The sequence below is a fragment of the Bacillus cereus group sp. MG9 genome (genome assembly GCF_040459995.1).
In the GTDB taxonomy this organism is placed as follows: domain Bacteria; phylum Bacillota; class Bacilli; order Bacillales; family Bacillaceae_G; genus Bacillus_A; species Bacillus_A mycoides.
In genome coordinates, this window is record NZ_JARVHC010000001.1 from 2,119,601 (window position 1) to 2,132,339 (window position 12,739).

Sequence of the window (12,739 nt, forward strand, 5' to 3'; positions counted from 1 at the left end):
TATGTTGCGAAATCAATTAAAATATTTGTAGAGAGGATGGTCCGTATTGATTCGAGCTTTCATTTTACATATTCCTTGTCATAGACTACCGGAAAGAAGTTTTCTTAAACTACAAAAATACATACCTTTATGTGCGCGTTGTACAGGCATGTTTATCGGTATTTTAATGTTTCCAATTTATTTTTATATGACACCTTCGTTTCTGCCTGCAATAATACTATCATTTTCCGCTCAAATTCCGTTACTTATTGATGGATTCACCCAAAAATGGAAATGGAGAAGCAGCACAAATTTACTAAGAGTAACGACTGGTTTATTAAGCGGTAATGGTATGGGGCTATTTATTGCCTCTAGCATTAAATGGATAGCATCTAAAAGCATATATTAACGGAAGGAGAACTTTACATGTTTTGGATCTACTTAGTTTTAATTCTTATTTCAGGAGGAAGCGGGATTAGTTTTCTCATTTATGAAAGAAATATAGAAGCAATAATTGCTTTTGTTATTTGTACAATATTTATTGTGTTACTCTATTTTCACCTAAAAAGAAATGACGAACATAGAAACTGTGATTGCAGTACATTAGCTTGTACCGATTATACTGATTGTAATTGTTAAATTATGCGAGTGGAAAAGTTAGTGTATCATTTAAGGTATACTAGCTTTTTTTATTAGAAGTGTAGGAATGTGACTATTAAATGGAGAACTTTAGTTTTGTATATAAAAGGAGGTGTTGGACCTGAAAGAGTATGATTGGAACAGCAAACTAACATATTTAAAAAATACGAGAGATTTATATTACAATGACGATTATTTAAGTTTTTTAGTAAATACAGTTTGGAAGATTTCTGAACCGGTACATATTGTTGATTATGGTTGTGGATATGGTTATTTAGGCTTAGTTTTGTTGCCATTGCTTCCAAAGGGATCAAAGTATACAGGCATTGATAGCGGGGAAGCATTAATAGCTGAAGCGAGAGAGTTGTTTCGTTCGCTTCCATATGAATCAGAATTTATTGAAGGAGATGCTACAGAAATTGAATTGGAAAATAAATATGATATAGCAATCTGTCAGGCTTTCTTATTACATATGAGTTCCCCAAAAACGATGCTAGAGAAGATGATACATTCAATTAAACAAGGTGGTAAAATAATCTGTTTTGAACCACATTGGATGTCAAATATGTCTTCATACGTATTAGATGGAGAGAATCAATCGGAAATTATCCAGATAGGTATTTTGCAGAAATTATTTGAAAGGGACACACAGAGAAACGATAAAGATGGAAATATCGGTATCAAAATACCTATGTATTTAAGTGAATTGGGTGTGGGAAATATCGAATGTAGAGTAAGTGATAAGGTGAACTTTTTAGACTCTAATATGCATCATAATGATAAATATAGTTTGTATCATTCATTAAAAGAAGAGGGAATTGCGGGCAGTCCAGGTGATAAACAGCAATTTATAGAACTTTTAATGGCCAGAGGATTAACATATGAAGAAGCGTTAGCTCAATATGAAGCGGAACTACGGTTTTTTAAAGCATTTCATATGCATTCATCTTTAGTATATGCTCCGAATATGAAAATTACATTTGGTGAAATAAAGAAGTAAATATCATATTAGAAAAGTAAGAGAGAAGGAGAATTGCTATATTTCTAATAAGGTTATCATTATTATCAAGATTTTTCGGTAAATCGATATATCTTATCAAATCGTTAATATAATTTCATCCACTGAATGAAGCCTCAAAAAAGAAGATAAAACCCATCTTCGAATAATATATGTTATTTCATCAAATTAAACAAAATAACGAGAAAAAGTATCGTTTTTAAGATATTTAGTTATAAACTTGAATAATATTAAATAATATCGTTCATTATATGAGGTTTTAGTTGAATGCATACTATATGATGTGTAAAATCTAAGCAAGTAGGTTAGAATACTGCTTGCAAATGGCAGTATAAATAATAATTTGAGGTGAATGCATGCTAGATTTTAAGCAATTAGAGATTTGTTTGAAAGAAAAGAGATTCCTAGATGGATTACATGAGATAAATAATGAAATTGCGCATATAAAAGAAACGAATAAGTTATCATACGTGAAGAAATGGCTTTCTAACGTCTCGTCATTTGCGGAGTTTGATACATTAATTCGTCTTGCTGATGAAGGTTTGATGCATCAATATAGCTCCTTTTTAATTCGTTATACGTATAAAAAATTCCCAAATATGAGAACGCTCTCTTTATATTGTGATGAATTAATTGATGAGCGTAAAATCCTTGATGCTGAACAATTATTAAAAGGTTCTTTGGAAAAGGTAAATGAAGAGGAAACTGATGCGGATGTTTTAACGAAAGCATACTTTACGTTAGTTAGATGTTTGCTAGATATGAAGCGAAATGAAGAGGCCTATGCCTATATGCAAAAGGCGGAAAAGCATAGTACGCGTGCAGTTTTTGATAAATGGGGTTACTTATATATACAGACTGGTGAGTGGGAGAAGGCAGAGGAACAACTTTTATCCGGTCAGCAGCATAAAGATTGTGAAGAGTTAGCTACGTACTTATTGGCGCAATTATATGCATATAAAGGTGAACAGCAGCGAGCGTTACAACTCATTAATGATGCGATTGCAAAGTTCCCTCAAGTACCATATTTCTATTTTGAAAAAGTAAAATATTTATTAGATTTAGAGCGCTATGAAGAAATGTTAGCGGTAATAGATAAAATCAATCATATGCTTCCGCATCATGCATATACAACTTATTTTATACATTTACGTGCAGAAGCATTTTATAAAATGAATAATATTCACGATTTGCAAGCACTATTGAAAAGTGAAAAGAGTTTGAAAAATTCTCTATATCATCATATAGAAAAAAATCCTGATGGAAAAAAGGTTCGTTTACCGATAGTTCCGGTTGTACAAAAGGATAACTATTGCGTTCCGACAAGTTTGGAAATGATGTTAGGGGTATGGGGAGAAAAACGTACGCAAGATGAAATTGCTCAACATATTTTTGATGTAACAGGTTCTAAGTTTTCAGATACAGTTACATATATAGAAGAGCAAGGTTACGAATATCGTTATTTTCAAGGGAATGAGGAAAATTATAAGAGATTACTCAATCAAGGTATTCCCGTTTTATTAAGTATAGATATTGAGCACGCTTCCCATGTACAAGTGCTTTCTGGTTATGACGATGTACTGCAAGCTTTTTATATTCAAGATCCGAATTTCTTGGAACCGATTCTTGTGGAATATGATAAGTTGCAAGAAAAATATCGTTATACAGATTGTTTAGCTATTACGTTTATACCAAAAGATAGAATGGAACAACTTTCATTTTTAAATGAGGAAGAACACACTTATTATAAAACAATCTTTTCTCTTACAGATCATTTAGGTGAGCAAGATAAAGAGGGAATTGAAAAATTAGTACTATTTTTAAAAGAAACAAGTGAAAATCCAAACACTTGGTTATATACGATTAAACATTTAGATGCTGAAGTAGATAAAGATTTTATTCAGTTTTGTATAGAAAAATTAATGAAAAAGTTTCCGAGCTCTGACTTTGTGAAATTGCATAGTGCACAGTGTTTTATTCGTCTGCAGGATATGGAAAAAGCAGGACAGATGCTTCAAAGTGTGGAGAAGAAAAGCAATCAAGCGTTGTATCATTTTATAAATGGACGTTATTCTTTTGAGCAAGATAATTATGCAGAATCGATTGCTAGTTTTCGTTCATCATTACAATTGGATGCAGATCAACCAGTTGCGTGGAGTTTCTTAGCATTATCATACATGTATATGGATCAATCCGAAAAGGGGCTAGAGTATTCTCTAACAGCTATAGAACGTAGTCCAGAAAGGTTTACACTTGTAAATCACGGTTTAATTTTAATAGATTTAGAACGATATGAAGAAGCATATGGATTCTTTAATGATTTATTAAAAGAATATAAATATGAAGCGCACATATGGTATGAACGTGCAAGATGTGCTCAGTATTTAGGGAAAGTGTATTTGGCGGTAAAAGGACTTAAAGTGGCGATTCAATTAGATAAAACAGCAGCCTATTTATATACGAAGCTTTCGGAAATCTATGAATCGGATTTGGATGATGAGAAAAATACGAAGGAAATTCTATTACAAGGAATTCAAAATTGTGAAGATCAGGCGTCTTTATATGTTCGTTTAGGAGATTTTCATTTTCAAAATGATGAACTTGAAGAAGCGGAAACTATATATAAGCGTTCTTTAGAAGAAAATAATGAAGATGTATATTCTCATTTCGGTTTAATTCAAGTTTATATGGCAAAGGAACAATATAAGGATGCAAAAAACTATATTGTCAGTATTAATAAGCAATTTGAAGACAATCAAGATTTCCTTATGAATGCTGGTATGGTGTTATGGGATGCTGAAATGGCATTAGGTGAGGATGAAAAAGAGTTAAAACTTGCACTTTCTAAATTAGAGAACGGTATACGAAGCGTATACGCTAATATAGCGAGCGTGTTGGATGAGTATGTAAATCGAATAAAAGACACAGCTTTTGTGCAACGAGGCATAGCATTTTTAAGAACGTTAGAAAAAGAAAAAGAGGATGTAATTGAATACGGTTGTTACGCAGGTGTTTTATATGAATCTATTGGACAGTATGATCAGGCGATAAAACGGTATAATGATGCACTTAAGAAAAAACAAGATTCATTGCCGTATTTCCGTATCGGTGAAACATTCATGGCGTTAGGGCAATTTCAAGAAGCGAAGCATGCGTATGAAACATGTTTAGAAATGGATAAGAACTTCTTAGGTGTACATTTGCAGCTTGCTGAAATATACGAAAAAGAAGAGAATCGTTCCAAAGAACAAAATCATATGGTCCAGGCGATGAAAGAAGAACCAATGCATATAAATATGGAATATTTAGCGCAGCTTTCAGTAGAAATGAATCTTCAGGAAGAATTGCTAGTTGAACTAGAAAAATTGGAGGAAGAAGTTCCTGAAACATGGCGTTTAGATGCGATTGCATACGTGTTTGGCGCGATGAATGACATAGATAAAGAAAAAGAATATATCGAATGCGCAATGAAAATAGATGAAGCGCATGTGGAAGTACTATATCATTATGCGAAATTGCTAGTTAAGAAGCAGAATGCAGAAGCAATCGAAGTTGCGCTGAAAGTAATGCATAAAGATTTGGAAAGTGAACGTATTTTTGGTGTGTACGTAAAAGCAATGGAACAACATAAAAAATTATCCCAAATACGAGACGTACTTCATACGCTAAAGGTGAAAAAAGCAGAAAGAAGTACAGCGTTTATGTATGCAGCTACTGCGGTTGCCGAAAGATTAGTAGAAAGGCAACAAAATGAGCAACCGAAAAAATCTATATTTACAAGAGCATTTTATCGTATGAAAAATCGTGCGAAGGAAATTTCAATGATTACAGTTATTATTGATTTATTTGAAATCTCCTTAAAGTTAAATCCGAAAAATAGTATGGCAGCGCAGCGTTTCGCAATATTTTATGAGAATGCGGCGATGAATAAAGAAGCTATAGAGGTTTTACAAACATCGTTAGAAAATAAGTGGGATTATGATGTAGCGAAGCAACTTGTAAATCTTTTCATTGAGTGTGAAGAAGAAGATATGTTACGAGACGCTTTTGAATTAACGAAACAAATGGTTCGAGAGCTACCGGATGATTATGATACTCTTCTTTTACAAGCGAATGTATTATGTAAGCTAGGCGAAGAAAGAAAAGCCGAAAAAATTTACTTGCAATTAATTGAGAAAACACCATTTGTAAGTAGAGGATTCCTTGCTTTAGCAGAAATATATCAAAGTCAAGAGAGAATTGAGGACGCGATTCAGTTATTAGAAGACGCTTCTGTATATCATCCGAATGAAACGGCAATTCTTCTTGCTTTAGCATCTTCGTATCATAGAGCTGGGCAAACGACAAAGGCAGAAAAAATAACAAGTGAAATATTAGCAATTGATGCTACTGACTTGTTAGCAAGATACGATCATGCTTGTTATTTAACATCATTAAACAGAAATGAAGAGGCAAGAGATGAACTTGAAATTGTGCTTCGTGAAGATGAAACAGGATTTTTCGCTGAACTTGCAGAGGAAGATGAAGATTTAGCAGGATTGCGAGAATTTGAAAAGTAATTGTATAAGAATAGAGAAAAAGGGTATAAATAAAAATATATTTCGAATTAGTTGACAATTAATTGTTTAATGGCATAAAATAACTTTTAATAAAGTATACAAATCTGAAGACGAGAAAGAGTAAAATAGTGAGCTGTTCTCCAGAGAGCCGGTGTATTGCTGAAAGCCGGTGTGCAGACGTTATTTGAAAATCATCTCCGAGGAGCCGTGGCTGAATAAAGTAAGCTCGGACGGATGTCTACCGTTACAAAGAACGCGTATATTAGTACGTTGCTAAGTGCTATTAGTGAAAAGCTAATAGAATTAGGGTGGTAACGCGGGTAAACCCGTCCCTACTTCATAGGGGCGGGTTTTTTGTGTGCTTTTAAAACATTCAAAGGAGTGATTGTAGATGAAGAAAGTAGATGTAAAAGAGTCGGCTGTAGGGAGAGAAACACGTATTCGTAAGCAGTGGAACGAACAGGCCATTTTTGAACAATCAATTCAGAATAGAGAAGGCGCACAATCGTTTGTGTTTTATGAAGGACCACCAACGGCGAACGGTTTACCACACGTCGGCCATGCACTTGGTCGGGCAATTAAAGATTTAGTAGCAAGATATAAAACGATGGTTGGATATAAAGTGTTAAGAAAAGCTGGCTGGGATACACATGGATTACCTGTAGAATTAGGCGTCGAAAAACAACTTGGTATTTCAGGTAAGCATGAGATTGAAGAGTATGGCATTGAGCCATTTATTCAAAAGTGTAAAGAGAGTGTATTCACGTATGAGAAGCAGTGGCGTGAATTTACGGAGAGCATTGGATATTGGGTAGATATGGATAATCCATACGTTACTCTAGAGAATCCATATATCGAAAGTGTATGGAATATTTTAGGGACGATTCATGAAAAAGGTTTGTTATATAAAGGACATAGAGTTTCTCCATACTGTCCAAGCTGTCAAACATCGCTTAGTTCACATGAAGTTGCACAAGGATATAAAACAGTGAAAGATTTAAGCGCAACGGTTAAGTTTAAAGTAAAAGATAGTGAAAATGAATATTTCCTTGGATGGACGACAACGCCGTGGACACTTCCAGCGAATGTTGCACTTGCCGTACATCCAAATATGGAATACGTTAAAGCGAAACAAGAAGGGTATGTATACATTGTTGCGAAAGAGCGTGTACAAGAAGTATTAAAAGAAAACTATGAAGTATTATCTGTTCACAAAGGCGAAGAATTAGTAAACATATCTTATACAGCACCGTTTCCGATGAAGGAAGTTACAAATGGGTACCACGTAATTGCAGCAGATTTTGTAACAGCAGATAGTGGTACAGGACTCGTTCATATCGCTCCAGCATATGGGGAGGACGATTATAAAGTCGTTCAAAGTGAAGGATTGTCGTTCTTACATGTTGTAGATGAGAAAGGTGAGTATACGGATGCAGTACCATTTCTTAAAGGTAAGTTTGTAAAAGATTGTGACGTTGATATCGTTCGTTATTTAGCTAAAGAAGGTTTGCTATATCATAAAGAAAAATATGAACATAGCTATCCGCACTGTTGGCGCTGTGATTCACCATTACTTTATTATGCAGGAGAAAGCTGGTTAATCCGAACAACTGAGATTAAAGAAACATTTTTACAAAATAATGATTCTGTTACGTGGTATCCAGACCATATGAAGCACGGACGCTTTGGTAAGTTTTTAGAAAACATGGTGGATTGGAATATTAGCCGGAATAGATATTGGGGAACACCGTTAAACGTGTGGGAATGTGAAAGCTGCGATCATCAATTCGCACCGAAAAGCATTGCCGAATTAAGAAAGAACAGTACAAAAGAAACGCCTGAAGATTTAGAATTGCATAAGCCATATGTAGATGAAGTACAAGTGTCCTGTGAAAAATGCGGGAGTACAATGAATCGAACACCAGAAGTAATTGATGTTTGGTTTGATAGTGGTTCCATGCCTTTTGCGCAATATCATTACCCGTTTGAAAATAAAGAGTTATTTGAAGAACAGTTTCCAGCAGATGTTATTGCAGAAGGAATTGATCAAACACGCGGCTGGTTCTATAGTTTATTAGCCGTATCAGCGCTATATACAGGAAAAGTGCCGTATAAACGAGTGTTATCACTAGGGCATGTTCTAGATGAAGAAGGACAGAAAATGTCTAAAAGTAAAGGGAATGCACTAGATCCTGTTGATTTAGTAGAGAAGTTTGGTGCCGACGCTTTAAGGTGGGCTCTACTCGTTGATAGTGCGCCGTGGAATGCGAAACGATTTTCTGAAAGAACAGTACAAGAAGCGAAATCTAAATTTGTAGATACGTTAGTCAATGTGTATAGCTTCTACGTTTTATATGCAAGTTTAGATGAATATAATCCGAAAGAAAAGTATGAAGTTAAGCGGACGAAATTAGATGAATGGGTATTATCAAGATTGCATAGCACAACAAGAAAGGTAAGAACTGCACTTGATGATTATCAATTTACGAATGCAGCTCGTGAAATCGCGGCGCTTGTAGATGAAGTCAGTAACTGGTACGTAAGACGATCACGTAATCGTTTCTGGGAATCTGGTATGAATCCTGAAAAAGCAGCTGCGTATGAAACGCTTCATGAAGTGCTTGTAACAATTAGTAAATTAATCGCACCATTTACACCGTTTGTAGCTGAGGATATTCATCTGAATTTAGAAGGAAGAAGCGTTCATTTAGCAGATTATCCGGTTGTAAACGAATCACTTATCCAGCCTGAGTTAGAAGCAGAAATGGATGCTGTTTTACAAGTTGTTGAACTTGGAAGAAGTAATCGTAATCAACATTCATTAAAAGTAAAACAGCCGTTAGCAGAGCTTGTATTGCTTGAGCATAACGAGAATGATATCGATTGGGAATCTTATCGTGATATCGTAATGGATGAGCTAAATGTGAAAGCATTCCATGTTGAACTCGATGAAACGAAATACACGTCCTATCAATTAAAGCTGAATTTTAAAACGGCTGGGCCGAAGTTTGGTAAAAGTGTGAATGCAGTAAATGGCTGGCTAAAACAATTATCAAAAGAAGAAGTACAACACTTTGTATCTACAGAAAGAGCAGTTTACGAAGTAGTACCAGGAGAAGAAGTAGTTGTAACAGCTGAAGATGTATTAGTAGAGAAAGTTGCGAAATCAGGATTTTCAAATACGACTAACGCTCAATATACGGTAATGTTAGATACGAATGTAACGGAAGAATTGTTACAAGAAGGAGTAGCACGTGAATTTATTCGTGCAGTTCAAGAATATCGTAAGCAGTTGAATTTACCAGTTAACTTACGGGTTGATGTTACTCTTGATGTAGAAGATGAATTGCAGCATACATTAACGAACCATAAAGAGTTATTAGAAGAAAATTTACTCGTAAAACAATTTATGTTTCATGCATTAACGAAAGAAGATGATGAGCTTTCATTAGGTGAGACAAAAGTTCGCATCAAACTGAGTCCAGCAAATTAAATGAAAAGGAAGTTGGAATCATTCCAACTTCCTTTTTGTATGAAGAGAAATTATCCGGCTAATTTTCTCATAATCCATTCGATAGGACCTCTAGAAAATTTCTTTCTCCATAACACGCTAAATAAAACACTGAAAATGAATTATCACCATGACATGAAATTAAAGAGTAATATATTTCTACAGTATTTTTCTAGTTTTACACATAAATATTGAGAAAATTTCACTTACCCAAAATGTAAAGGTAATAGAATTGTTTGTATAGAATTACTCGTAGATTCACTTTATTTCGTTACTTGTGGACAGTAATAGCCTTATAGGAATGGGGTAAAGGGTTCAATTTATTAGGGGGAGTGGTTTTATGTTAAACAAAAAAATGGTGGCAATGGCAATGACTGTACCATTAGTAATGGGGACAATTTCCACAGTTTCAGCATTGGAAAAACAACAGCAAGTAAAGCTAGAAGCTTATTCACCACAGAAAAAAGCAATTGAATATTTAAAAGGACATGCTACGGAATATGGATTGAAGGCGGACCTTTCAGACTTACAATATATTTCTACAACAGAAACATCAGTAGCTTCATATGTTAGGTTCCAACAAGTAGTTAATGGTGCTCCTGTATTTTCAAAACAAATTACAGTTACTCTTAATGGACAGGGACAAGGAATACTTGCTGTGTCTGATTACCAGGCAGTTCAAAGTGTGAAAGAAATAGCAAGTAAGATTAGTGAAAAAGATGCTGAACAAAAATCAATGGCGTATGTTGGAGGAGAAAGTGAGCAAAATCTATGGGCTCCTACAGAGAAAGAATTTGGATATATTATTGAGGATGGAGTAGCTATCCCAGTATACAAAGTTTTAGTCCATTCGAATAAACCTTTCGGAGCATGGGAAACATTTATTGACGCGGAAAATGGAAAGTTAATTAAAAAGGTTGATATAAACCGAAAAGCAGAAGGAACAGGGAAAGTATTTTTACCTAATCCTGTCGTATCTAGTGGTAGTAAAACAGGATTAAAAGACAATAATGACGCAGATTCAACAGCATTAACGAATCAATTGAAAACTGTTACGTTAAAAGGTTTAGATGGTACAGGATTTTTAATTGGTGAGTATGTAACAATTTCTTCAAAAGCGAAGACGAAATCTACAAACTTACAATTTAATTTTACACGTGCAAATGATAGTTTTGAAGATGTTATGTCATATTATCATATTGATACATTACAGCGTTACATTCAAGGATTAGGCATTAACAATATTAATAATCGTTCTATTAAAGTGAATGTAAATGGTACAACTGATGATAACTCATTTTATTCACCATCAACGAAAGCTTTAACTTTCGGTACTGGCGGAGTAGATGATGCAGAAGATGCGGGCATTATCGCGCATGAATATGGACATTCTATTCAAGATAATCAAGTACCAGGCTTCGGAAGTTCACCAGAAGGTGGAGCGATGGGAGAAGGATTTGGAGACTTCTTAGGTGCTACTTATGAAGATGCAGTATCCACAACAGGTTACGGAAAAGCATGTATTGGAGAGTGGGATGCGACTGCGTATTCTAGTTCAGATCCGACGTGCTTACGCCGATTAGATACGAATAAAGTATATCCGAAAGATATAACGAATGAAGTGCATAATGACGGGGAAATATGGGCTCAAGGTCAATATGAAATGGCGCAAGCTTTTGGACGTGATGTAGCAACAAAAATTATTTTACAATCACATTGGTCATTAACGCCAAATGCAAAATTCCGTGATGGAGCGAAAGCGATTAAGCAAGCAGATGCTCTTTTATACGGCGGACAACACGCAGCTGAAATTGATCGAATTTGGACAGCGAGAGGAATTAGTACGAATTAATATAAAACGTCGTGGCATTTATAAGCCACGACGTTTTTAATTTGTTCAAGGACTGGTACTAGTAAATTAAATTATATCAGTGATAATATAAATTTATTGGCGATTCATTTCATACACTAGCGATTCGACAAAATTACTATTTTTCTTCTTTAAAAACAAAATGCTCTTTAAACTTTCTAGCTTCAACTTTTTGATCGTTTCGCATAGAGCGGAAAGGATGTTCTTGCCACGTAATGATAACGTCAACCTCATCTGCTTTTGTAGAAACTGGGAAGTTAGCATGTTCAAATCCAGTTTTTCCACTTGCTAGACGACCTTCTTTTCTGGAAAAGAGTTCATACTTTGTTTTCGTATTTGGTTCATTCCGAAAAACTTCAACTTGTACATTATACACTTCACTTTTCCCGAGATTTTTTACAGAGAAATGATATGTTTGAAATACACCTTTTTTTGGTTGCAACAATTTTTCACTCGTTCTTTTTACTTCATCAATATTTACTTGCCATTGATCAGAATTTTGAGAGATTGGTAAAGATTTTGGTGAATAGGCATATGCTTCATTAACTACAACTATGCATAATAATAGGAGAAAGAAACTAATTGTTTTTTTCATATGTACACCTCCGATAAAACTTTAATAATAATATGCGTGGGAAATACAGATTTTATGTAATAAAATGGAAAAATGCAATTGGATGAATTTGAGAAAGATAAAATATTTCTAAGCTGTCAAATGATAATTGTATAGAGTTCAATGTTCATATTACATATCTTTAGAAGGGGTCTCTTTAGTGAGAAATTGCAATATTTTTCTAAAAGGGCTTGCGTTTTATAAAATAAAGAGATAGAATACTCTGTAAATATAAAAAGTGATGATTAGGAAAAGTACATGATGTAAGGGTCTACAGAGAGCAATCGGTTGCTGAGAAGATTGCGATACCGCATGATGGAAAGACACCTGTGAGTGTTGCTTTGAACGTGATTATTAGTAAAAGCAAACGGTACCTACCGTTATCAGGACTAAGATGGTCATTATGACAATTTGGGTGGTACCGCGGAAAAATCCGTCCCTATTTATAGGGGCGGATTTTTGTATTCTTTGAAAGGAGGTGAGTGAACGTGGATGATGACGACGACAACAACAATAACAATAACGTAAATAAAAATAAAATTAATGGAGG

The 12,739-nt window shown here is 34.6% G+C and carries 7 protein-coding genes, 1 pseudogene and 2 other annotated features; of the genes and pseudogenes, 6 read left to right on the forward strand and 2 right to left on the reverse strand.

The genetic code is table 11. From position 1 onward, the window contains the following. The first annotated feature begins 46 nt into the window (after positions 1-46). The 5 genes from QCI77_RS10835 to ileS all read left to right on the forward strand — a co-directional run bounded on the left by QCI77_RS10835 (position 47) and on the right by ileS (position 9,688). On the forward strand, positions 47-388 hold the full coding sequence (locus QCI77_RS10835; RefSeq protein ID WP_353824903.1) for a DUF2085 domain-containing protein: 342 nt from the start codon (positions 47-49) through the stop codon (positions 386-388). 17 nt (positions 389-405) lie between these two features. After that, complete coding sequence (locus tag QCI77_RS10840) at positions 406-618, forward strand: hypothetical protein (RefSeq protein WP_033709025.1); 213 nt, start codon at positions 406-408, stop codon at positions 616-618. A 121-nt stretch (positions 619-739) separates the two neighbouring features. Then, entirely contained in the window at positions 740-1,618 is an 879-nt protein-coding gene (locus QCI77_RS10845; RefSeq protein ID WP_033709779.1) for a class I SAM-dependent methyltransferase, read from the forward strand. 374 nt (positions 1,619-1,992) lie between these two features. Continuing rightward, positions 1,993-6,195 (forward strand): tetratricopeptide repeat protein, encoded by a 4,203-nt coding sequence (locus tag QCI77_RS10850; RefSeq protein ID WP_353824904.1) that lies wholly within the window; start codon positions 1,993-1,995, stop codon positions 6,193-6,195. Between the two features lie 98 nt (positions 6,196-6,293). Continuing rightward, positions 6,294-6,532: a binding site (T-box leader), on the forward strand. Between the two features lie 54 nt (positions 6,533-6,586). Further along, positions 6,587-9,688 (forward strand): isoleucine--tRNA ligase, encoded by a 3,102-nt coding sequence (gene ileS, locus QCI77_RS10855; RefSeq protein ID WP_353824905.1) that lies wholly within the window; start codon positions 6,587-6,589, stop codon positions 9,686-9,688. Between the two features lie 50 nt (positions 9,689-9,738). On the opposite strand, the pseudogene QCI77_RS10860 reads toward ileS, so the two are convergent. After that, positions 9,739-9,828, reverse strand: a pseudogene (locus QCI77_RS10860) (DUF418 domain-containing protein); the annotation flags it as partial. A gap of 218 nt (positions 9,829-10,046) precedes the next feature. Here QCI77_RS10860 and QCI77_RS10865 point away from each other — a divergent pair. Then, positions 10,047-11,558 carry a M36 family metallopeptidase gene (locus QCI77_RS10865; protein WP_353824906.1) on the forward strand — a complete coding sequence of 504 codons (1,512 nt, stop codon included), beginning with the start codon at positions 10,047-10,049 and terminating at the stop codon, positions 11,556-11,558. Positions 11,559-11,694: 136 nt separating this feature from the next. Here the strand turns inward: QCI77_RS10865 and QCI77_RS10870 are convergent, their stop codons facing one another. Beyond that, the gene (locus tag QCI77_RS10870; protein ID WP_353824907.1) at positions 11,695-12,171 is read right to left on the reverse strand and encodes a hypothetical protein; all 477 of its coding nucleotides are present in this window, start codon (positions 12,169-12,171) and stop codon (positions 11,695-11,697) included. Positions 12,172-12,421: 250 nt separating this feature from the next. Then, positions 12,422-12,633, forward strand: a binding site (T-box leader). Positions 12,634-12,739: the final 106 nt, after the last annotated feature.

Excerpts from the sequence above, each read along its gene's own strand:
- QCI77_RS10840 (WP_033709025.1), top strand. The coding sequence starts at position 406 with ATGTTTTGGATCTACTTAGTTTTAATTCTTATTTCAGGAGGAAGCGGG.
- QCI77_RS10850 (WP_353824904.1), top strand. The coding sequence starts at position 1,993 with ATGCTAGATTTTAAGCAATTAGAGATTTGTTTGAAAGAAAAGAGATTC.
- ileS (WP_353824905.1), top strand. The coding sequence starts at position 6,587 with ATGAAGAAAGTAGATGTAAAAGAGTCGGCTGTAGGGAGAGAAACACGT.
- QCI77_RS10865 (WP_353824906.1), top strand. The coding sequence starts at position 10,047 with ATGTTAAACAAAAAAATGGTGGCAATGGCAATGACTGTACCATTAGTA.
- QCI77_RS10870 (WP_353824907.1), bottom strand. The coding sequence starts at position 12,171 with ATGAAAAAAACAATTAGTTTCTTTCTCCTATTATTATGCATAGTTGTA.